This window comes from Cyclobacterium sp. (assembly GCF_014762705.1).
Taxonomy (GTDB): domain Bacteria; phylum Bacteroidota; class Bacteroidia; order Cytophagales; family Cyclobacteriaceae; genus Cyclobacterium.
The window spans coordinates 37,066-60,271 of the sequence record NZ_JABURL010000084.1 but is presented as its reverse complement, the minus strand read 5'-3'; the positions used below and the strand labels follow the sequence as shown (position 1 = coordinate 60,271).

The following is a 23,206-nucleotide window of genomic DNA, read 5'->3' as shown; positions in this document are numbered from 1 at the left end:
CATGAAAAAAATATATCAAGGGTTACTTATCCTGACATTGGGATTGGTGACCGCATGCGATAGTTTATTGGATATAGATCCTGAATTTACCCAGGATGCGGAAAACTTCTTCAACACAGAAGAAGATTTTGACAGGGCCATCATCGGCGTTTATGACATGATGCAGCCTGCTTACCTCAACATGTGGATTGGTGAAATCGCTTCAGACAATGCCATTGCCGGAGGAGAGAGTGTGAATGACTCAAGGGGACTTCACGAAATAGAAAACATGACCCATGGGGGAGTAAATCAGGAACTAAGGGAAGTGATGCGGGTAAATTACACCGGTATCGCCCGTGCAAATTATATATTTGAAAATCAGGAAAATATAGATTTTGAGGGGAAGGACCTGATTCTGGCAGAAGCCAAATTTATGCGGGCCTATTTCTACTTCAACCTGGTCAATTATTTTGGGGATATGCCACTGATCGTAGACGAGAGAATTTCTATCAGTGAAATTCCTAATGCTGCGAGAACCCCCAAGGCTGCCATTTACGAACAGATAGAAAGTGATTTGGGAGAGGCTATGGAAGTGCTTCCCTGGACCGTTAACGAAACCGGCCGCTTGACCAGGGGAGCGGCCATGGCCATGCTGGGTAAGGTGTTGCTGTACCAAAACAAGTATGCGGAAGCCGCAACCATTCTGGGAGAACTGATAGACGACAATCAGGGGGGGTACGAACTATTCCCGGATTACAGCACCCTATTCTTAAATGAAAACAGAAATGTGTCAGAGGATGTGTTCACCATTCAGTTCAGCGGATTGCAGGGAGGAGATTACGGTTGCCTGGTTTGCCTGAATGGCAATGCAGCAGTTGGATTTCAAAGTATCAGACAATATGATGGCCCATTCTATGCTGATGGGAATAGTTACAATCTACCGACTCAAGACCTTTACGATGCATTTGAAGAAGGAGATATCCGTAGGGAAGCCACAGTTTTGGATCTGGATGCATTTATCGCTGCTCAGCCCAATCCTGATGAAATCACCTACGCTATTGGAGGTGGGGGCCATACAGGTTTTTACAATAACAAATACATCAAGAGGCTTGATGAGCGGGGATTGCCGGATGATGATCTGACCAGTCCCCTGAATTACAGGGCTATTCGCTGGGCAGATGTTTTGCTGATGGCAGCAGAAGCTTTTCAAAGGTCCGATAATGACGAAAGGGCCAGGACTGAACTCAATAAAGTCAGGGCACGTGTAAATATGCCGGCTGTAAGCAGTAGCGATGATGCTTTATACCAGGCCATATTGAATGAAAGAAGGTATGAACTATCGGGAGAAGGCTTCAGGTTTTTTGATTTGGTCAGGACCGGTCAGGCCAGCGAAAGGATTGATGGTTTCATCTCCGGTCAACATGAAATTTTCCCCATACCCCAGGTTGAAATTGATCTGGCAGGAGGTATCTGGGAACAGAATCCAGGATATTAAACAGTAATACCCATGAAAAAATATATCAATTACATCAAATTTATGCTTCCATTACTTTTTATGGCGGCATGTATAGAGGAATATACGCTGGAGGAAGCCCCTCCTACACAGGAAGATGCTGATTTCAGTTTTGAACCTACTGCAGAAAGTGACAATATCCTCCAGTTTACCGCTGCCAATGATTTCTTTATCATGAATTGGGACCTGGGAAATGGCAGTTCGGGTTCCGGTAAAACAGTTACAGGTACCTTTCCCACAGCAGGAACATATTCTGTTTCTTTAACTGTATTCAATGCCGGAGGAAGTGTTACGGTAAGTAAGGACATAGAAATAGCCGAGACAGATCCACTATTACTGGACAAACCTCTGTACAATATGTTAACCGGAGGAGCTGAAGCTACCGAAGGTAAAACCTGGAAAGTTGAGGCCGGAAGGGCGGGACATTTTGGCGTGGGACCCAACCCTTCACAGGCGGGAGACTTTCCTGAGTGGTACCAGGCCCAACCCAACGAAAAAGAGGGATCAGGTATGTATACAGACCGTTATACTTTCTTTTTGGCAAATTTTGATTTCCATATGGAGACCAATGGCTTTGTTTACCTGAACGCTGCTCAAGGGAGCGGGTTTTCTGGTGCTTTTGATCCGGGTGTTGGAGATCTTTCAGCTCCCTATGAGGCCCCTGAAGGCCTTAAATGGAGTATTTCGGAGCCAGAGGGAAACTATCCCGAATTAACGATTTCTCAAGGTGGCTTTTTGGGCTATTTTGCCGGAGGAAGGACCTATCAGGTGGTGAACATAGAAGAAAATGAAATCCTTTTGCGCTTTGTTGATCAGGCCAATACAGATCTCGCATGGTATATCCGTTTGATACCGGAAGATTTTGTGCCTGAGGAAGAGGTTACGCCTGAACCAGAGCCAGAACCTGTAGATCCTGGGATCTTAACATTAAACAGCCTGATAGGGGAGGGCACAAAAACCTGGAAACTCAAACCTGCTGCGGGAGCATTTGGGGTAGGTCCAGCCCCGGGGAGTGACGAATATTTTCCCAATGGACAGGACATTTCCGAAGACCGGGCTTGTTTGTTCAATGACCGTTTTATCTTTCAGGAAGGTGGAATTTATGCCTATGATCCGATGGAAGACATCTTTGGAGAACCCTATATGGGATTAGAAGAAGAAGGATGCCAGCCGGTAGCCAACCTTTCCGGCACGGTTGGTGAAGCCTGGGGGGCAGGAACACATACTTTTAGTTTTACAGAGGCTACCGAATCTGAAAATGCCCGCATTACGGTCACTGGTACCGGAGCTTTTATTGCCTTGCCAAAAGCCTTTAACCAGGGGGAATATGAAACAGGGCCTCCTGTAGAAGACAGGTCGGTTTCCTACGAGGTAATCGGATACGTCAATGAAGATGGTCAGGAAGAATTGACTTTGACCATAGACATTACCGATTCAGGTGGCGTATTCTGGACTTTTGTACTTATTCCTGAAGTTGAATCATGATGCTTATGATGACGAAATTATTTCAGATGGTTTCATTAGTGCTCACCTTATTTTCTGCAAGCAGTTGCAATCAGGAAGAAGTGGACCAGCGGGTGTTGCTGCCACAAAACCTGGAGGTGACCGTGGAAGAGGGAGAAAATGGATTGGTACAGGTAAGCTTCACCGCTGATCAGGCCAACTTCTTCCGGGTGAGTTTTGGTGCTGGAAGTGATATGCCGGAGCTGGTAAGTGGAAATCAATCCAGCTACCGGTACGATTCCCCAGGTGAGTATACCATAATAGTACAGGCCCATGCCACTGAAACTGATTTTATTAAAGAGGAACGAAGCGTTACCATTACCGAACAAATGCTGGGCATAGGATTTCCGGACTCAGGCTTCTCCTCTCCCATGACTTATGAGGCCTATGATTTGGTCTGGAACGATGAGTTTGAAGCGCAGACACTTTCTTCTGATTGGGTATTTGAAATCGGCGATGGTTGTCCTAACTTATGTGGATGGGGCAACAATGAACTGCAGTATTACCGCAGAGAAAATACGGAGCTGAAGGATGGCTACCTCGTGATTACCGCCAAGGAGGAAAATATGGGGGGTAAAAACTATACTTCTTCCAGGCTCAAGACACAGGGACAGCAAAATTTTCAATTCGGAAGAATCGATATCCGGGCAGCCTTACCTCAGGGACAAGGTATTTGGCCGGCTTTCTGGATGCTGGGAGAAAATATTACCGAGGTCCCCTGGCCTGCTTGTGGAGAGATCGATATCATGGAAATGATCGGCGGTGACACCGATGGCAGAGACAATACCGTTCATGGTACCCTGCATTGGGATAATAATGGAAACTACGCTTCCGATGGCGGAAAGAAATCCCTATCCGATGGGGCTATCCTGAAAGATAATTTTCATGTTTATTCCCTGATCTGGGAGGAAAACCAAATCACCTGGTTGCTGGATGATGAGGTATTTCATTCGATGGACATTTCGCCTTCAGCCATGGATGAGTTCAGGGAGCCCTTCTTTATGCTGATCAACATGGCAGTGGGGGGTAACTGGCCAGGCAATCCCGATGCCAGTACCCGTTTTCCACAGCAACTGGCAGTGGACTATGTGCGGGTTTTTGAGCGGGAATAGAATTTATTTGATTGCCAATTGGTTTAAAAAAAGCGGAATCTTACGATTCCGCTTTTTTTTTCGCCTTACAGAGTAGAGATCCGCTAAACTGGTTTTCTAAACCTGATTAGGTTTGTTTCAGAGAATGCAAATTCCATAATCTTTATATGGTTCAAAAAAGCAGGAACCATATAAGGAATATAAGTGCATTGAAGGGTGCTTGCATTAGCAAAACGATTCTTTTTTTACCTGAGCGGGTGTGACCAAAATCATGAAACATGTCCATTTAAAAATATCTCACCATGTAAATCAAAAACCCTTATATGTACTTCAATGCCTTATATGGTTTAAAAAAGCAGGAACCATATATGGCATTGAAGGGTGCTTGCATTATCAAAACGATTCTTTTTTTACCTGAACGGGTGTGACCAAAATCATGATACATGTTCATTGAAAATATGTCACCATGTAAATCAAAAACCCTTATATGTGCTTCTATGCCTTATATGGTTAAAAAAAAGCAAGAACCATAATTTTGGTAAAAAACCGTTTATTTCCTACTGCCGCCTGGCAAATTCGGTCTTGGCGGCATCCAGAAAATCGATAAATTTTTGAATATCCGTCTCATAGGCAATGGGGCTTACCAACAATTCTTCCTTATGGTCCAGGATCACATAATAGGGCTGGGCGTTGTTGTTAAATCTGGTGATTTGAAAGTCTGCATTCTGTTTGCCTATGGTGCTTTTCACCTTGTTGTCATAGCTTGAAGTATACCATTCTGCTTCAGGTAGTTCGTACCGTTCATCAATGTACAGGGCCACCATCACAAAATCTTCTTTTAGCCGGCTCAATACCCTGGGGTCTGACCAAACACGGGCTTCCATTTCCCGGCAATTGACACAGCCATGTCCTGTAAAATCAATAAACAGGGGTTTGTCCTGTCTTTTGGCAGCAGCCAATGCCTGCTCATAATCAAAATAGCCCTGTATTCCATGGGGGAAATGGAGAAAATCGGCATATTTGGGCACTTCATCAAGGGTTTGATCTGATGAGAAGGAGTTTTCTCTGCTGATTTTCACGAGGTCAAAATCATGGGATGACAAAGGTGGAAGGTATCCACTCAGGGCTTTTAATGGCGCTCCCCACATTCCGGGAATCATGTACAGTACGAAAACAAAAGTAACCATGGCAAGAAGCAGCCTTGGAACCCCCAAATATTCCATGGGACTGTCGTGTGGCAGGCGCAGTTTGCCCAGCAGGTAGATACCCAGGAGAGCAAAGATGACGATCCAGATGGCCAGGTAAATTTCTCTGTCTAGCATGCCCCAATGGTATACCTGATCAGCAATACTCAGGAATTTAAATGCGAGGGCAAGTTCCAGGAAACCTAAAACTACTTTGACAGAATTGAGCCAGCCGCCTGATTTTGGCAGAGAGTTGAGCCATTCGGGGAAAATGGCAAATAAGGTGAATGGAAGCGCAAAAGCCAGTGAAAAGGCAAACATGCCCAAAATGGGCTTTAACAAGGCTCCGCCCGCAGAACTAATCAGAATTGATCCAACAATCGGGCCGGTACAGGAAAAAGACACCAGCACGAGGGTAAAGGCCATGAAGAAAATGCCCACCATGCCCCCTTTATCCGCCTTGGCATCCATTTTATTTACAAAGCCCGTTGGCAGATTGATCTCAAATAAGCCAAGAAAAGCCAGGGCAAAGAAAATGAATACGGCAAAAAAGAAAACATTGGGAATCCAGTGGGTGGACAGCCAATTGGCAAATTCAGGACCCTGTATGGCAGCCACAATGGTACCCGCTATGGTGTAAATGGCAATGATGGAAAAACCATATATAAAGGCATTTCTAAACCCCTGAACCTTGGATTTGGCCCTGCCCGTAAAAAAAGTTACCGTCATGGGTATCATAGGAAACACACAGGGTGTAAGCAAAGCGGCTAAACCTGCAAGGAAAGCAATGACCAGAAATCCGATTAGCGACTCCTCCGGCCGTTCCAGAGAAATACTTTCCGAGGATTCAGTTGAATCTTCCAGCTCATTAAAAACGCCGGCATCTGCTTCACCTGACTCGGGCCCGGAGGCCTGTGCATTGCCCAGGGCAATGCTGAATTCCTCCTGATAATTGATGCACTGATTGGTAATGTCAGAACACATTTGGTATTCCAGGGTACCCTTGATCAGTGCATTTTCATCTTGTACTAACAGGGTTTGCCGGAATTCCCCTTCTTTTTCGAAATAAGTAACATCACCTTCCCATATTTCATCATATTTTGTCTTTGGGTCAATGGCCTGCAGCTTACCAAGCGGGCTGATCCCTGTGGTGTCTTCCCAAACGATTGCTGTCAGGATAGGGCCTAGATCCGGATCAAAATCATTGGAATAGATGTACCAATTGATTGGGATGTCTGCTTTAAAGATCAGGTTTACTTCCTCCCCTGTCTTTGGCTCAGGGTTTTCCAGGGCGATATCCCATTTAGGGGGAGCAATCACCTGGGCCTGTAAGCCATAGGTAAAAAGGAAAATAAATAGGAAGACTAATTTGTTTGAATGCATTATGGATAGATTAATTGCCTTATGGTCCGGTACCTTTTGCTAATTAAAAAACGGGATGATAAGTTCCTGTTTTACTTCAATAAGCGCAAATGCTTATTTTTTCTTACCCAAAAGGTTAAAATGCTTGAAGAATAAAGCGATGGTTTCAATGCCCTTGAAATAATTATCCACTCCGTAATGTTCATTGGGCGAATGAATGGCATCTGTGTCCAAACCAAAGCCAAGTAAAATCGGATCCAGGCCAAGAACTTTTTGAAACAATGCCGTGATAGGAATGGATCCTCCTTCCCTGGTAGGAATCGCTTTCTTTCCGAAAGCCTCAAGTATGGCGGCTTCTGCTGCTTTATAACCTATGGAATCTGTAGGAACCACTGCTGCCTGACCACCATGGTGAGGTACCACTTTAACTTTTACTGCGGGAGGAGCAATGCTTTTAAAATGGTTTTCAAATAGTCTAGCGATGCTTTTATGGTCCTGATCGGGCACCAGACGCATGGATATCTTAGCTGCCGCTTTGGAGGGAAGTACCGTTTTGGCTCCCTCCCCAATGTAGCCACCCCAAATGCCATTTACATCCAATGTGGGTCGTATACCTACCCGCTCAATGGTGGTATATCCTTTTTCTCCGTATGTTTCTTTGATATCCAGCTTTCTTTTAAATTCACCTTCGTCAAAAGGAGCCTGATTCAATTTGTCCCTGTATTCCTTTCCATATTCCCGGACCTGATCATAAAACCCGGGAATGGTAATATGGTTGTTTTCATCGTGCAGTGAGGCGATCATTTTACAAAGCACATTGATGGGATTGGCAACTGATCCGCCAAACGTGCCGCTATGCAGGTCCTTATCGGGCCCGGTAACTTCCACCTGCATGTAAGCCAGCCCCCTTAAACCTACAGTCACAGAGGGATGCTCCAATGAGATCATGGAGGTATCGGATATCAGGACCACATCTGCGGCAAGTTTTTCCTTGTTTGCCCGGACAAAAATGTCCAGGTTTTCGGAGCCTACTTCTTCTTCGCCTTCAATCATGAATTTGACATTACAGGCCAGCTCCCCACTGGCCAGCATGGCTTCAAAAGCCTTAACATGCATGAAAAATTGACCTTTGTCATCTGCCGACCCTCTCGCAAAGATGGCACCATTGGGATGAAGTTTGGTCTTTTTGATTACAGGCTCGAAAGGAGGAGAATCCCACAATTCCAGGGGATCGGCGGGCTGCACATCGTAATGTCCGTAGACCAGTACGGTGGGTGCTTCCGGATTTGTGATTTTCTCGCCGTATACGATGGGATAACCAGCTGTTGGGCATATTTCTGCTTTGTCCACACCGGCTGCTTCCAGGCTGTCCTTCACAAAATCAGCTGCTTTAAAAACTTCATTCTTGTAAGCGGGATCTGCACTGACAGAGGGGATTTTTAACAGATTCACCAATTCTCCTAAAAATCTCTCTGAATTCGATTCAATATATTGTTTTAATGGCATGCCTTAAATTTGCTTGATTTGAAGACCGAAATTAAAACATTTTGAAGGATTTCACCTCATAATTTGAAATTTACAAGCTTTCCATTTTTGTGGGAAAGCATGTGTTTGGGAACAACGTATTGAATCTCCTCAAATAGCAAATTCACCAATTTCTGCTTTAAAAAACTCCTGGTCAGAATAAGGCTGACTTCTCTGATAGGGGCATCGCCTTTGAAGGGGCGCAAACGATTGGATTCCTCTTCACTCAGCCCATCAGTAGCTAGTTCCGGGAGAAGGGTAATGCCCTTATATCGGTTAACCATATTTTTCAGGCCTTCAAGAGACCCGCTTTCATAATGGAAGTTCATCCGTTTGAATTTGTTTTGATCGCAGAGGTTGAGCACCTGATCCCGGAAACAATGCCCTTGTTGCAAAACCCATAGATCCTCCGCCATGATATCGGCCGCAGATACTTCAGACTGTTGCAGCAGGGGATGGTTCTTTGACAGGTAAGCATAAAATTTCTCGTAAAAAATGGGTTTTTCTACAATTCCGGGTTCCTGTAAAGGGGTTACCACCAGGCCGATATCCAACTCATCATTTTTAAGCTTTTTGAGGATATCTTCCGTCACCATTTCCTGAACTTGCAACTGTACTTTGGGGTATTTATGAATAAAATTTTGAATAAACAAAGGCAGGAGATAGGGAGCCAAAGTAGGAATGACACCCATTTTTATCAATCCGCTAACATCTCCCTTTAATTGGTAAACCAGTTCCAGTATTCCTTTGCTTTCAGAGACCACTTTTTTGGCCTGGCCGATGATCATTTCCCCGATTTCCGTTGGAATAACAGGCATTTTTGATCGATCAAAGATGATGATTCCTAATTCCTTTTCCAGTTTGCTTACCTGAGCACTGAGGGTAGGTTGGGTTACAAAGCAAGCCTCAGCAGCCTGGCCAAAATGGCGAAACTTTTCTACAGCCAATATGTATTCCAATTGTTGAATAGTCATTTTCCTAGCCCCGGGTGGTTAAACCTTGCCATTTTTATGAAGGCGTAAATATAAAAATCTTTTTCCTTTTATTTAGATTTGTTTTAAATAATACCTAATTTTGCCTCAAAATGCACCACGATTATGGACAACTTTAAAAGTTTATTATTATTTGCTTCTATCTTCTTGATAGGAATCTTCTCTTGTAAAGAAAACACCGGTGAAGAAGTGAACGTTTACACCCACAGGCATTATGATGCAGATCAGCAGTTATTCGATGCCTTTGCCGAAGAAACGGGGATAAAGGTAAATGTAGTGAGTGCCAGTGCTGATGAGCTTATTCAAAAGCTGGAATTAGAGGGGGAGGGATCACCAGCAGATGTGTTGATCACCGTTGATGCTGGAAGACTACATAGGGCAAAGGAGAAAAACCTGTTTCAGGCGGTTGATTCAGAAGTACTCAATGCAAACATTCCCTCCAAATTTCGCAATCCGGAAGGCATGTGGTTTGGATTGACTTATCGGGCAAGGATTCTTGCTTATCACAAAGAGAGGGTCAATCCCGACGACCTTGATTCTTATGAAAGCCTTACTGAAGAACAATGGAAAGGAAGAATTCTAACCAGGTCTTCAGAAAACATATACAATCAATCTCTTCTTGCATCCCTTATTGTGGCACATGGAGCTGATGCAGCAGAGGAATGGGCTGCCGGACTATTGAACAATATGGCGAGAGACCCCAAAGGTAGTGATAGGGATCAGGTAAAAGCCGTGGCTTCAGGAGAGGGTGATGTGGCTATAGTGAATAGCTATTATATAGGAATAATGTTGAATGATGCCAATGAGGAAACGGTAAAGGCCGCCAAGCAGGTGGGCATTTTCTTCCCAAACCAGAATGACAGGGGTACCCATATCAATGTTTCCGGAGCGGGCGTCACCCGGCATGCACCGAATAAAGAGAATGCCATCAGGTTGATAGAATTTTTATCCGGGGAGAAGGCTCAGGAAGTATTGGCCAATGTAAATTATGAATATCCGGTCAATCCCAATGTAGCACCATCCGAATTGCTTCAGAGCTGGGGAGACTTTAAGGCTGATGAAATTAACCTTTCTCTTCTAGGGGAGAACAACAGCGAGGCAGTTATTATTTTTGATAAAGTAGGTTGGAATTGATCGAAACTGCAGTGGGAGGCAGGATTTAGTTCGTGGGATTAGCCAAAAGAAGGTTTTATTGGTGGAACAGCTGGATGACGGGTACTTTGCTGGTGCTGTTATTGATTGCTACCCCTTTGCTTACCATTTTCCTCAAACTTTTTACTTCGCCCGGAAGCAGCTGGTCTCATTTGACGGAAAATTTACTGGCCGGATATCTTCAAAACACCCTCATTTTATTGATGGGTGTGGCTACAATCACTTTTTTGTTGGGTGTTTCTCTGGCCTGGATAGTGACCCACTATGAGTTTCCCTGGAGAAGGCATTTTGAATGGCTCCTGATTTTGCCATTGGGGTTCCCGGGGTATATTATGGCGTATACCTATACTGGGCTCCTTGATTATTCCGGTCCTTTGCAGGCTTTTTTGAGAAATCAGTTGGATATTCAGGTGGTGGGGAGTTTACTGGATATCATGAATCTTCCAGGGGCTGTATTTATTCTGTCCATTACCTTGTTTCCCTATGTATACCTCTTGTCAAGGGCTTCCTTTTTACAGCAGTCCAGAACATTTCAGGAGGCAGCGGCCTTATTGGGTAGTAATGATTGGTATACTTTTATCAAAGTAGCTTTGCCCATGGCAAGACCAGCCATAGTAGGAGGGATCGCTTTGGCCTCTATGGAAGTGCTGAACGACTATGGTACAGTGAAGTATTTTGGTGTGGGTACTTTTACTACCGGTATTTTCCGCTCTTGGTTTTCCATGGGAGACGTGACCACCGCTATTTATTTGGCTGCAATCCTCATGCTATTGGTATTTTCCATTTTATTTTTGGAAGTCATTCAAAGGGGGAAAAAACGGTTTTCGCCCATCAATTTTATGAATAAGCCCCTGATAAGGCTCCGGCTTTCAAGGGGAAAAAGAGGGATGCTAACTGCAGCCTGTACCTTGGTTTTTCTGATCAGTTTTTTTATTCCCTTTTTGCAGATCATTCAATGGGTTTGGTTAAGCTATGAGAAGTCAATGAATGCTGACTTTTTTTACCTGGTACTGAGGAGCTTTGGCCTGGCTGCCGTTTCCGGTTTGTTGGTTGCTGTTTTTTCAGTGGTATTGTTGTACAGTTTGCGACTTAGTCCCTTTAATTGGCTCAAGAACCTGACGAAAGTTGCGACCCTGGGATATGCCATTCCCGGAGCGGTAATCGCTATAGGCATCATGGTGCCGGTGATAGGTCTGGATCACTGGTTGAGGGATTATTTGTTTATGGGAAATGGGCAAATGATCGTTTCTGGAACTGTTTCGGTATTGCTATTTGCCTATATGGTCCGCTTTATGGCAGTAGGTTATCACCCTCTTGATGCCGGATTTCAGAAAACAGGTATTCAGGTCAATGAGGCGAGTCGGCTTTTGGGTCAGAATTCCTGGAAAACACTCTGGAAAATAGAATTGCCTTTGGTCAAGGCCAGTTTTTTTAGCGCCATCTTGCTGGTTTTTGTAGATGTTTTAAAAGAATTACCCTTAACTTTGATTCTTAGACCGTTTAACTACCATACCCTGGCGACCAAAGCTTTTGACATGGCCACTAATGAAATGATAGCAGAATCGGCTAATTCTGCGCTGATCATTATCCTCACGGGAATATTGCCCATAATATTTCTTAACAGGATGATCCGCAATGTTAACATATAGACAAAATCAGAAATTTTTGCATGGGTATACTCAGGCTACAGGGCATAGATAAACAATATACTACATCTGAAGATTATGCGGTAAAGAACATTTCCTTTGAAGTAAAGGAGGGTGAAATACTTGCGCTGGTGGGTGCAAGCGGTTCTGGTAAAACAACGCTGCTCAGGTTGATTTCCGGGTTGGAGCACCCGGATAGCGGTGCCATTGTATTGTCTGGTAAAACCATGGTGGAAGACAGTAAGTCTGTGCCGGCAAACAAAAGAAAAGTGGGCATGGTATTTCAGGACTATGCCTTATTTCCACACCTGAATATTCTGGAAAACGTAACCTATGGCATTAGGAATGCCAATCAGGATGCGGAGAAGTTGGCCAAAGAATCCTTGCAACTGGTAGGGCTGAAAGAGAATTTCAACAAGTACCCGCATCAGCTTTCCGGAGGTCAACAACAGCGGGTTGCCCTGGCAAGGGCCCTGGCTCCAAACCCAACCATTTTGCTTTTGGATGAGCCTTTTAGCAACCTGGATGCTATGCTAAAGGATCAGGTAAGGGAGGAAATGAGGCAAATTATAAAACGAACAGGAATTACTGCCATTTTTGTTACCCACGATACCAGAGACGCATTATCTACGGCAGACCGCATTGCCATCCTGCACAAAGGTCACCTGCAGCAATTGGATACCCCCCGGAAATTGTATGAAGACCCGGTCAATGCTTATGTGGCCAACTTCTTTGGAAGACGAAATCAAATTTTGGCAACGGCTACCGAAGATGGCTTTTATACCCCTTTTGGTTTTATCGCTGACGAAAGGTCCAGGATATTTCGGGATAAAGTAAGGATACTCTTTCGCCCGGAAGAAATAAAATTCAAAAAGAGTCTGAGACAGGCCCTTATCGGAACAGTGCTCCATTGTGCTTATTTTGGGGATCACCAGATGGTAAAGCTGAGTGATGAAGCTGGTAAGTCCATTTATGTCAGGGCCAGTCCTACCCGGCATTTTCTTATTGGAAGCAGTGTTTTTTTTACCATAAGATCCTTTAAAGCAGAAGATGCCTACTAATTGCTTCAGTTGCCTGGAACTATTTAAGAGCTATTCAGCAGGCGGGGGATTTTAATAGGCAGGTAAAATTTTTCATTCGTTTACACTGAGCTTTAGTTTCTTATGGTTTTATTTAATAGGTATATTGATTAAATTTAATTTTATCAATATACCTATTTCAATATGACCTATTCAAAATCATTAGTTGTATCAATGAAACCTTTCACTTTCCTGTTAATGGTTTCCCTTTTCTCTGCTTGTGGTGAAGGGAAAGAAAATTCGGGTAAAGAAGGGGAGCCTACTTCTGCTGAATCTCCATTTTTCACACCGGATCCTAAGGTGGTGGAGGAAAAGCCGGTGACTACGCTGGCCATTGGGGAGCAGGCACCAGATTTTAAGCTGCCTGGGGTGGATGGACAATATCATGAATTGTCAGATTTTGATGACAAAGAGGTGTTGGTCATTAACTTTACCTGTAACCATTGTCCCACAGCACAGGCATATGAAGAAAGGTTCAACGATCTGGTGAGTACTTACAGTGAGCAGGGAGTGCAGTTTATTGCCATATCTCCCAATTCTCCCATTGCCGTACTTCCTGAAGAACTTGGCTATACTGATCTGAACGATGATTTTGAAAGCATGAAGGTCAGGGCTGAAGAAATGAATTATAACTTCCCCTATCTTTATGATGGGGATGAGCATCATTTTTCAACAGCATATGGCCCTACTGCAACACCCCATATCTTTGTTTTTGATAAAGAAAGGAAACTGACATATCAGGGAAGAATAGATGCCTCTGAAAAACCCGGGACGGGGCAGGCTGAAGATGCCAAATATGCCATTGAAAAAACCCTGAAAGGAGAACAATTGGCTGAAGACAAAGCCACGACTCCTGCTTTTGGTTGTTCCATTAAGTGGGCCTGGAAAAATGAGTACACCCTAAAAGTTAACGAAGACTGGAAGAAAAAGCCAGTGGAACTGAATAAGATCAGCTTGGCTGATTTGGAGGAATTATTGCAGAATGACAGCGATCAGTTGAGGTTGGTGAATTTCTGGGCAACCTGGTGTGGCCCCTGTATTGTAGAATATCCGGAGTTTATCAAAATACAACGGATGTATGGAAACAGAGATTTTGAGTTTGTGTCCGTAAGTCTGGATAATCCGGAATCCGCCGACAAAGCCTTAAAATTCCTCCAGAAAAAACATTCAGCTACCACCAATTATCTGGTGGATACTGACGACAAGTATGCCATCATAGATGTGGTTAAAAATGATTGGGACGGTAGCCTCCCACTGACCTTATTGGTAGAACCTGGTGGAAAAGTCCACTACAAGGTACCCGGAACCATCAAACCCCTGGCGCTCAAAAAAAAGATCGTAGATCACCCCATGATTGGGCGGTATTATTGATAAATCAAAAGTTTGTATTTTTGTAAGCCGGAGGGATTTAAATTAAAGAAGAGAAAAGCCCCTAAACAAAAAGGGAGGGAATAAATTTATCCCCTCCCTTTTTATCTTTAATTGAAATCTTCGTCTTCCTCATCCATGCCTGGTGCACCCAGATCAAACATGCTGCTGAAAAGATCTTTAAACTGCATACCGGTATCCAGCAGTTTTTTACTCAACTGGCTGTATTCGGCCAGGCCGTGAAGGGCAAACTCCATGTAGAATTCCTTTTCTTTTTCCGGAAGGGCTTCCACAAATTGTGTTGTTATTTTTTCCAGCCCAGGGACTTCAAGAAGGGCTTTTTTATATTCTTTATCGCTTTGGGTGGCCAAAATATCCAGACTGTTGCCCTCTCCAAACCAGGACAAGGGAAGTACATAAGGGTTGCCTTCTTTTTCCTTATCTTTTTTCTTTTGTTCTGGAGATGGGAAATATTGTACAAAAAGATTTCTTATGGCTTTTCCGATCAGGTTATAGGCCACCAATCCGGCACCTTCCTGTTCTCCCTCGTACACGAGCTCCACTTTGCCGGTAATAGCGGGAATCACCCCAATGAGGTCCACTATTCTAACCATGGTGTTGGTTTCCCCATTCAGGTAAAGCCTCCTCTCTGCGGCAGAGATCAGATTTTCGTAAGCAGATATTGTCAGCCTGGCCGATACCCCACTTTTTTCGTCCACGTATTCACTTTCACGGGCCTCTACCGCAATCTGTTCGATCAGGTCTTTCATCAGCTCAGGAACATGGATTTTTTCCAATGGCCTTCCTTTCAGTTTTGCTTCCTGCTCAGTGATTTTTCTGCCAATGGCGATACTTTTTGGGTAGTGGGTGATAATTTGGCTTTCTATCCTGTCTTTAAGGGGTGTGACGATGCTACCACGGTTGGTGTAATCTTCAGGATTTGCAGTAAAGACAAATTGGATATCCAGAGGCAATCTGAGTTTGAAGCCCCGGATTTGAATATCGCCTTCCTGAAGGATGTTGAATAAGGCTACCTGAATTCTGGCTTGTAAATCCGGTAATTCGTTGATTACGAAAATAGACCGGTGGGACCGGGGAACCAAACCAAAATGGATGACCCTTTCGTCGTTGTAGGATAGTTTCATGGTCGCTGCCTTGATGGGGTCAACGTCTCCTATCAAATCCGCAACGGATACATCTGGAGTAGCCAGTTTTTCTGTATACCGGTCTTCCTTTGCCCACCAGATAATGGGGGTATCATCTCCCTTTTCTTCAATCACCTGTCGCGCAAATGTAGAAATGGGCATTAGCGGGTCATCATTCAATTCGGCCCCTTTTACCACCGGAACAAAATCATCAAGCAGGAGGGTCATCATTCTGGCAATTCTTGTTTTGGCCTGCCCCCTCAGACCTAGCAAGTTGATGTTGTGTTTGGAAAGTATGGCCCTTTCTATATCAGGGATCACCGTATCTTCATATCCCCATATGCCTTCAAATACATTCTCTTTATTTTTTATTTTCTTGATCAGGTTACTTCTCAGTTCTTCTTTAATGGTTTTGTGTGAATAACCGGAGGCTTTTAACTGGCCTAAAGTTTTTATTTTTTGTATCTCTTTGCTGGTCATTTTTGTGTATTCCATGCTTTAAAAACGTTTGGTTCGGTTTCGCCTGTAATCTTCGAAAATCAAATGACCCAGGCCTTTCAGGTTACTGTAATAGGCATTTCCATTGTTAACCGTCGTGAATTCCTTTACAAATTCTTTGAGGTAAGGGTCGGAGGCAATCATAAAAGTGGTTACAGGAATTTTTAATTTTCTACATTGAGCTGCAAGTTTCAGGGTTTCTTTTAGGATTTTGCTATCAATTCCAAAACTGTTTTTATAATACTTGATGCCAACTTTCATACAGGTGGGTTTCCCATCTGTAATCATAAAAATCTGCTTATTTGGATTTTTTCTTCTTCTCAGCAGATCCATGGCCAGTTCCAAACCAGCCACTGTATTGGTATGATAAGGACCTACTTGCAGGTAGGGGAGATCCTTTATCTCTATTTGCCAGGCATCATTGCCAAATACGATAATATCCAGCGTGTCTTTAGGGTAACGCGTCTTGATGAGTTCAGCCAGTGCCATGGCTACTTTTTTGGCTGGTGTAATCCTGTCTTCTCCATAAAGGATCATGGAGTGTGAAATATCAATCATCAAAACGGTTGATGTCTGGGTACGCATTTCACTTTCCACCACCTCCAGATCATCTTCAGTCAATAAATAGTCTCCGGAAAAACCATGATTGGCCTGGGCATTCCGCAGGGAATCCGTCAGAGCGATCTGATCCAGATTATCCCCAAACTGAAAAGGTCTTCGGTCCGAGCCTCTTTCCTCTCCAGGTCCGGTATGGGTGGTTTTGTGTTGCCCTCCTTTCCCTTTTTTCAACTTTCCGAATATTTCCTCCAACGCGCTTTTCCTTATGGTCTGCTCGGATTTTCCGGTGATTTTTAATTCTCCCTTACCCTGCTTTTCATCCAGATAGCCCTTGGTTTTTAAATCCTCTATAAAATCACCAATCCCATATCCGGGTTTGGTCATGTTATATCGTTTGTCCAGATTGGTAAGCCAACTTAAGGCTTCTGCCACATCTCCACCAGTCATGGTGATTAGCTGTAGAAATATATCCAAAAGCTGTTCAAAGGAATTTTTATCCGGGTCTTTTTGGGGAACGAATTTAGTGAATCTGAATCCTTTCATATTTACACAACAAGAATTAGGCTCCTTGGGTTTTAACTTTTCTAAATACCTTTTCAGGATTGAATGAGTGCGGTTATTTCCTCCGCCTGCAAATGGCAATTGAGCCATTCTTCTTCAAAGCTGGCACCGTATTTTTCGTAAAACTTAATTGCAGGTTCATTCCAATCCAAAACCTGCCACATCATTCCGGTACATTTTTCTTCCAGTGATTTGGCCAGTACCCTTTCAAAAAGCAATTTGCCGGCTCCCTTACCTCTTTCCTGCTCGGTGATGATGTAATCTTCAAGGTAAAGCCTTTTCCCCTTCCAGGTACTGTACCTGAAATAATAAATTGCCGTTCCAATGATCGATTGATCTTCGTCCCTAACTACCACAAAAAAACCAAAAACAGGTTGCGGACCAAAACCGTCTTTTTCCATCATTTCCAAAGTATTGGTCACTTCTTCAGGTGCTTTTTCATACAGAGCCAGCTCCTTGATCAGGTCAAATATCGCTGGCAGATCTTCTTTTTTTCCTTCTCTAACAGTGTACATGATTTGAAATTAATAAAAATGGATCAGATTAGCTGTAAAATCGGGTGCTTACTAAAAAAATAAATATTTGTCTTGAGCAGGGGATTTCTGTATCAGTTTTTATATTTGAAAACGTAATCGTATACGCCATGTTTTTATCAGTAGATGCAGGAAATTCAAATATTGTTTTTGGAATTTATGAGGAAAGCAGTGATTCCTGGCTTAATGTACTCAGGGTAGAAACCACCAAAAAATTATCCGTTTTACAATTGGAAAAAGCTTTGGGTTTGTTTTTTCTGGAGAACGGCCTGCATCCTGACACCATCGATGGCATTGGGGTGAGTACCGTAGTCCCTGATTTAAAAACAATATTGTTGAGATGCACAGAAAATTTTTTTGGTCGGATGCCATACATGATCAATGAAAAAAGTTATGATAAACTCCCGGTTAAAACTTCCAATCCTGAAGAAATAGGGTCTGATTTGATGGCCAATATTACAGCTGCCTATGATTGCTTCAAAGAAGCTTGTATCGTTGTGGATTTTGGCACAGCCCTTACTTTTAGCATCATAGACAGTAAGGGCAATGTGATCGGGATCAATATTGTGCCTGGTATCAAAACGGCTATAAATTCATTGTTTACCGGTACGGCCAGATTGCCAAAAGTAAGCCTGGAGATGCCCGATTCCGTATTGGGGAAAAACACGGTCCACGCCATTCAGGCAGGTATTTTTTATGGATATACGGGATTGGTTAAAGGAATGCTGGCATCCATTTCAGCAGAAACTCAAATGAAATTTAAGGTCCTTGCTACCGGAGGCCTGTCTCCGGTGATGCAGCACCTGTCAGCCGAATTCGACCTCATGGACATCCACCTGACATTGAAGGGGATTTATCAGATTACAAGGATAAATTGTAAAAAAGGTTAACTTTTCAAAAAAATTTGGAGATCTAATTTGGAAATGGCTTTATAAAATTTTAGTTTAAATCTTTTCAATTTCCACCGTAAAACCAGATACTATGAATCCCCAAACACAACCTTTTGATTATTATCTTGATGTATTAAAAAACAAATATGCTCAATTTGAGGGGCGCGCCAGAAGAAGTGAATATTGGTATTTCGTTTTGTTCAATGTACTGGTGAGTATTGGAATCGGCATTGTGGGGACTTTTCTGGACAGTAATTTCCTCAGTATGATTTACAGTTTGGGTGTATTTATTCCTGGTATTGCAGTGGCAGTGAGAAGACTTCACGATACCGGCCGGTCGGGATTGTGGATTTTGATAGGGCTCATTCCAATAATAGGACTAATTGTGCTTATCGTTTTTATGGTCGAGGATAGCAAACCGGATAACCAATATGGTCCCAACCCTAAAACAGCGGTTCAATAATAAAAAAAAAGCGGGTCTTATTCAGACTCGCTTTTAACAATAACTTCTATAGGTTCTCCTGAATGATCCAGGAATTTGTACTCCGTCACCGGTAGTGAAGAATCTTTAATCAGACTGATCCATTTGTAATATTTAAAAAACCATTGTACCCTTTTGGAAATCATGCCATGTGTAAAATAGGCATATAAATAGGGATGCAAGGCTATTTTAATCTTCGATTCGTTTTGATGTGTTGCAAGATGTTCTAAATCTTTTTCCAATTTGTCAGCCACCAATATGGAAGCCTGGATTTTCCCTGTTCCATTGCAGGAAGGGCAGGTCTCTTTTGTGACAATGTTCATTTCGGGCCTGACTCGCTGCCGGGTGATTTGCATCAATCCGAATTTGGTAAGCGGGAGTACCGTGTTTTTAGAGCGGTCATCTCTCATGGCATCTTTCATCGCTTCAAAAATGGCCCGCTTATTTTCTGCCTTTTTCATATCGATAAAATCGATAACGATGATACCCCCCATGTCTCTAAGCCTCAATTGTCTTGCAATTTCTTTTACAGCCACTAAATTGGTTTTCAGGCCTGTATTTTCCTGATCACTTTCCTGATTGGACTTGTTGCCACTGTTTACATCCACCACATGTAGGGCTTCGGTATGCTCAATAATGAGATAACCGCCCTGAGGTAGGCTAACAGCAGATCCAAACAGGCTTTTGATCTGTTTTTCAATACCAAAACTTTCAAAGAGCTTTGCTTTTCCGTTGAAAAGCTTAACAATTTTTTCTTTTTCTGGAGCAATGGATCTTATATAAGATCGCATCTGATCGTAAATTACTTCGTCCTCTACCGTGATTGCGTCGAAAGATTCGTTGAGCAGGTCTCTGATAATAGAAGAGGCCAGACTCATTTCTCCGATGATTTTGTCTTTTACCTTGGCTTTTTGAAGCTTACTCATACCTTCTTCCCAGGCCTCAAGGAGGTTTCTGAGATCTTTATCCAGTTCTGTGACAGATTGTCCTTCTGCAACAGTACGGATAATTACCCCAAAATTTACGGGTTTGATGGATGTGATAAGTCTGGATAACCTTCTTCTTTCTTCGGCACTACGTATCTTTTTGGATACATTGACCGTGTCAGAAAATGGTACCAACACCAGGTATCGACCAGCAAGGGAGAGCTCACAGGATAATCGCGGGCCTTTTGTTGATATCGGTTCTTTGACCACCTGAACAAGAACCTGATTGTTTTTTGACAAAACCTGGGATATTTTACCCAACTTGTCTATTTCCGGTTCGTTTTCAAAACCTTTCAGGTTTAATTCCTTTCGGTTTTTATTCCGGATTAGTTTTACCAGTTTATTTAAACTGTTTACCCGTGGTCCAAGATCTTGATAATGTAAAAAAGCGTCTTTTTCAAAACCTACGTCTATAAAAGCGGCATTCAAGCCATTGACGATTTTCTTTACAGTTCCAAGATAAATATCACCAACCTTAAACTTATTGTCTTCCTCTTCAACGTGAAGTTCAATCAAGCTTTTGTTTTTCAACAAGGCGATGCGACTACCATTTTGAGATGAATCAATTAATAATTCTGAGCTCAAATTGTGTCTCTGTTATAAAATAAAAGAACGTGTTAAATGATTCAAAGAAGTACACTTACTTCTTCTTGTGTCTGTTTTTCCTTAATCTTTTCTTACGCTTGTGCGTAGCAATCTTATGTCTCTTCCTTTTTTTACCGCAAGGCATAATTTTATGGTTTAAAGTTTAACAATATTATAACTATAATCTATCTAAGTAATTCTCTATTCCGGACAGGATCTGAGGATCATCCGTCTTTTCTTTTAAAGACTGCAATTGCTCTTTGGCCCGGGTTTTTTGATTGGATTCAAATAAACTAACCCCCAAATAAAACTGACCCTGAATATTGTCAGGATGATTGGCTACCAGTTTTTCGAATCGCTCTACAGCCCTTTTATACTGTCCGCTTTGCATGGAAAGTATGCCCATATTAAACAAAGCTTCTTCATTATCCGGGTCCTCTTCAAGAATTTCCCTGAGCATGGTTATTCCTTGCATGGGATTGGAAGAAGACACGTATGTCATGGCTATTTTGGTTTTCAGATCAAGTCTTTCAGGTTGGCTTTCCAATACTTTTCCCAGGTACCGCCTGGTATTTTCAGCCATCCTTTTGGTTTTGGCATCATCCATAGAAAACCCAAAAGCCTCGTAATAAGTATTACCGGCCTTTTCCCAGTTTTCAACGCCAGGTATTTTTTCAGCAATTAAACTGTAAAAGAAAGCAGCACTATCAATTTTTCCACCAGCTTCATAAACTTTGGCAATGGAATCTGCAAATATAACAAAATTTTTGTCATCAGGTTCACCTTCCATCTCCGACATGAGGTTTTCGATTACTTCCAGGTCACGTTCATCCAGTGAACTGTTATGAGTGTCTCCATCAGCGGAAAAATCAGATCCCAAACCACCACCGCCTTCAGCAAGTTGCTGCTCCTCATTGTCCACGACTACCATTGGCAATCTGTAGAGCAGGTAAGTAAGCAGCAATCCGGCCAGGACGAAAACAATTTGGGATCTTTTCATAAGTTTAATTTTCCAGGTAATTATTCCTGGGGTGCCAATTCTTTAACGGTTTGGCTGTTCTTGATTTTTTCAATAAAAGATTTGGAAGGTTTAAAAGCGGGAACATAATGCTCATCTATTACGATAGCCGTGTTTTTGGAAATGTTTCTCGCAATTTTTTTAGCTCTTTTCTTGTTGATAAAGCTGCCAAAACCTCTGACATAAATGTTATCTCCTTCCGCCATTGAATCCTTTACAACTTTAAAAAACGCTTCAACGGTTTGTGTAACATCGTCCTTTTGAATTCCTGTCTTCTCTGAAATCTTTGTGATTACCTCTGCTTTAGTCACTGTCTTTAAATTTTATTGTGTAATTCAATAGAGGCTTAACCTCCTATTAACCAAGTAATTTTGGGAGTGCAAATTTACAATAACCATTCCAATTAAAAAATAAAATGAATAAAATTAGCTTGTTTTGCTAAATTAAAATGAATCAACAAACATTTGTTAATTTTGACATTTTCCTATTTCACTGAAAAACTTCTTCGTTGGTATCCGGTTCACCGTCGGGATTTGCCTTGGAGAGGCACAAAGGACCCATATATCATTTGGTTGTCTGAAATTATTTTGCAGCAGACCCGAGTGGCTCAGGGGCTGCCCTATTTTCGTACTTTTGTGGAAAAATTTCCCACAGTGTCACAACTGGCAGCAGCCCCTGAGGAAGAAATACTGCGCACCTGGCAGGGGCTGGGCTATTACAGTCGGGCACGCAACCTGCATGCATGTGCACGGGAGATTGTGGATAAATGGGAAGGCAGCTTTCCGGACAATTACATTGGCCTGCTGAAACTAAAAGGTGTTGGCCCATACACTGCGGCCGCTATTGCCTCCTTTTCGTATCGGGAAGCAGTAGCAGTAGTAGATGGAAATGTGTACAGGCTGCTTTCACGGTATTTTGGCATTTATTCCGATATAGGCTCTACTGCCGGGAAAAAAGAGTTTGAAACGCTTGCCAATCAAATAATTCCTGAAAATCACCCGGATCAATACAACCAGGCAATTATGGAATTTGGTGCCCTGCAATGTGTACCGAAAAACCCGGATTGCGGTAGCTGCCCGCTTCGGGAGAATTGCTTTGCCCGGAAAAACGACATGGTGGCTGCATTGCCGGTCAAGGAGAAAAAAGTAAAGGTGAGATCCAGGTATTTTATTTATTACCACATACAGGCAGGGGAGTATACTGTGGTAAACAGGAGAGGACCCAATGATATCTGGCAAGGCCTTGTAGATTTTCCTTTGGATGAATGTCGATCCATGGAGGAAATCCAATCACCTCAACCTGAAAATCTGTCGCTTTTCAACGAACTTTCTTCATTTGGACCGGTTTTTGGGCTGTCGGGAGAAAAACCACTAAAGCACCTTCTTACCCATCAGAAAATTTTCGCTTCCTTTGTGAAAGTTACCTTGAGACCCGGCCAGAAGGAGGCCTTGGAATCCTGGGCTGAGGGTAAAAATTATGCCCTGGCAGATGAAGAGAGGTTAGAGGAGATGGGCAAACCGAAATTGATCTTGAGGTATTTGAATCAAATCAAATAATT

At 42.8% G+C, this 23,206-nt stretch carries 19 protein-coding genes; 10 read left to right on the top strand and 9 right to left on the bottom strand.

The window, feature by feature from the left end; translation table 11 throughout:
- Position 1 precedes the first annotated feature (1 nt).
- From HUJ21_RS15980 to HUJ21_RS15970, 3 genes are read left to right on the top strand one after another with little or no spacing between them, the layout of a single operon-like run.
- On the top strand, positions 2–1,474 hold the full coding sequence (locus HUJ21_RS15980) for a RagB/SusD family nutrient uptake outer membrane protein (RefSeq protein WP_291371527.1): 1,473 nt from the start codon (positions 2–4) through the stop codon (positions 1,472–1,474).
- A gap of 12 nt (positions 1,475–1,486) precedes the next feature.
- Complete coding sequence (locus HUJ21_RS15975) at positions 1,487–2,977, top strand: PKD domain-containing protein (protein ID WP_291371525.1); 1,491 nt, start codon at positions 1,487–1,489, stop codon at positions 2,975–2,977.
- Positions 2,978–2,982: 5 nt separating this feature from the next.
- Positions 2,983–4,107 carry a glycoside hydrolase family 16 protein gene (locus HUJ21_RS15970; protein WP_366483701.1) on the top strand — a complete coding sequence of 375 codons (1,125 nt, stop codon included), beginning with the start codon at positions 2,983–2,985 and terminating at the stop codon, positions 4,105–4,107.
- Between the two features lie 536 nt (positions 4,108–4,643).
- Here the strand turns inward: HUJ21_RS15970 and HUJ21_RS15965 are convergent.
- The 3 genes from HUJ21_RS15965 to HUJ21_RS15955 form a co-directional block, all read right to left on the bottom strand.
- Positions 4,644–6,653, bottom strand: coding sequence for a cytochrome c biogenesis protein CcdA (locus HUJ21_RS15965; RefSeq protein WP_291371523.1), 2,010 nt, complete (start codon positions 6,651–6,653; stop codon positions 4,644–4,646).
- Between the two features lie 93 nt (positions 6,654–6,746).
- Positions 6,747–8,138, bottom strand: a complete 1,392-nt coding sequence (locus HUJ21_RS15960; RefSeq protein ID WP_291371521.1) for a dipeptidase — start codon at positions 8,136–8,138, stop codon at positions 6,747–6,749.
- A 56-nt stretch (positions 8,139–8,194) separates the two neighbouring features.
- Complete coding sequence (locus HUJ21_RS15955; protein WP_291371519.1) at positions 8,195–9,130, bottom strand: hydrogen peroxide-inducible genes activator; 936 nt, start codon at positions 9,128–9,130, stop codon at positions 8,195–8,197.
- A 123-nt stretch (positions 9,131–9,253) separates the two neighbouring features.
- Here HUJ21_RS15955 and HUJ21_RS15950 point away from each other — a divergent pair, with 123 nt between their 5' ends.
- From HUJ21_RS15950 to HUJ21_RS15935, 4 genes are all read left to right on the top strand, one after another.
- Complete coding sequence (locus HUJ21_RS15950; protein ID WP_291371517.1) at positions 9,254–10,282, top strand: Fe(3+) ABC transporter substrate-binding protein; 1,029 nt, start codon at positions 9,254–9,256, stop codon at positions 10,280–10,282.
- Between the two features lie 32 nt (positions 10,283–10,314).
- Positions 10,315–11,949: an iron ABC transporter permease gene (locus HUJ21_RS15945; RefSeq protein WP_291371515.1), complete on the top strand. Its 1,635-nt coding sequence runs from the start codon at positions 10,315–10,317 to the stop codon at positions 11,947–11,949.
- Between the two features lie 20 nt (positions 11,950–11,969).
- Complete coding sequence (locus HUJ21_RS15940) at positions 11,970–13,007, top strand: ABC transporter ATP-binding protein (RefSeq protein ID WP_291371513.1); 1,038 nt, start codon at positions 11,970–11,972, stop codon at positions 13,005–13,007.
- A 192-nt stretch (positions 13,008–13,199) separates the two neighbouring features.
- On the top strand, positions 13,200–14,396 hold the full coding sequence (locus HUJ21_RS15935; protein WP_291371511.1) for a redoxin domain-containing protein: 1,197 nt from the start codon (positions 13,200–13,202) through the stop codon (positions 14,394–14,396).
- A gap of 107 nt (positions 14,397–14,503) precedes the next feature.
- On the opposite strand, the gene HUJ21_RS15930 is transcribed toward HUJ21_RS15935, so the two are convergent.
- The 3 genes from HUJ21_RS15930 to HUJ21_RS15920 are packed head-to-tail and all read right to left on the bottom strand — an operon-like array spanning position 14,504 to position 17,670.
- Entirely contained in the window at positions 14,504–16,033 is a 1,530-nt protein-coding gene (locus tag HUJ21_RS15930; protein WP_291371509.1) for a magnesium chelatase, read from the bottom strand.
- Positions 16,034–16,036: 3 nt separating this feature from the next.
- Entirely contained in the window at positions 16,037–17,137 is a 1,101-nt protein-coding gene (locus HUJ21_RS15925) for a VWA domain-containing protein (protein ID WP_291371507.1), read from the bottom strand.
- A gap of 53 nt (positions 17,138–17,190) precedes the next feature.
- Entirely contained in the window at positions 17,191–17,670 is a 480-nt protein-coding gene (locus HUJ21_RS15920; RefSeq protein WP_291371505.1) for a GNAT family N-acetyltransferase, read from the bottom strand.
- Positions 17,671–17,798: 128 nt separating this feature from the next.
- On the opposite strand from HUJ21_RS15920, the gene HUJ21_RS15915 reads away from it, so the two are divergent.
- Positions 17,799–18,578, top strand: coding sequence for a type III pantothenate kinase (locus HUJ21_RS15915; protein WP_291371503.1), 780 nt, complete (start codon positions 17,799–17,801; stop codon positions 18,576–18,578).
- Positions 18,579–18,669: 91 nt separating this feature from the next.
- Complete coding sequence (locus HUJ21_RS15910) at positions 18,670–19,041, top strand: DUF805 domain-containing protein (protein ID WP_291371501.1); 372 nt, start codon at positions 18,670–18,672, stop codon at positions 19,039–19,041.
- Between the two features lie 17 nt (positions 19,042–19,058).
- On the opposite strand, the gene HUJ21_RS15905 is transcribed toward HUJ21_RS15910, so the two are convergent.
- The 3 genes from HUJ21_RS15905 to HUJ21_RS15895 form a co-directional block, all read right to left on the bottom strand.
- Positions 19,059–20,630 (bottom strand): Rne/Rng family ribonuclease, encoded by a 1,572-nt coding sequence (locus tag HUJ21_RS15905; protein ID WP_166150875.1) that lies wholly within the window; start codon positions 20,628–20,630, stop codon positions 19,059–19,061.
- A gap of 178 nt (positions 20,631–20,808) precedes the next feature.
- A complete protein-coding gene (locus HUJ21_RS15900) occupies positions 20,809–21,630 on the bottom strand; it encodes a tetratricopeptide repeat protein (protein ID WP_291371499.1) in 822 nt (273 codons plus the stop codon).
- 20 nt (positions 21,631–21,650) lie between these two features.
- Positions 21,651–21,959: an HU family DNA-binding protein gene (locus HUJ21_RS15895; protein WP_166150879.1), complete on the bottom strand. Its 309-nt coding sequence runs from the start codon at positions 21,957–21,959 to the stop codon at positions 21,651–21,653.
- A 162-nt stretch (positions 21,960–22,121) separates the two neighbouring features.
- On the opposite strand from HUJ21_RS15895, the gene mutY reads away from it, so the two are divergent.
- A complete protein-coding gene (mutY, locus tag HUJ21_RS15890) occupies positions 22,122–23,204 on the top strand; it encodes an A/G-specific adenine glycosylase (protein ID WP_291371497.1) in 1,083 nt (360 codons plus the stop codon).
- The last annotated feature ends 2 nt before the right edge of the window (positions 23,205–23,206 follow it).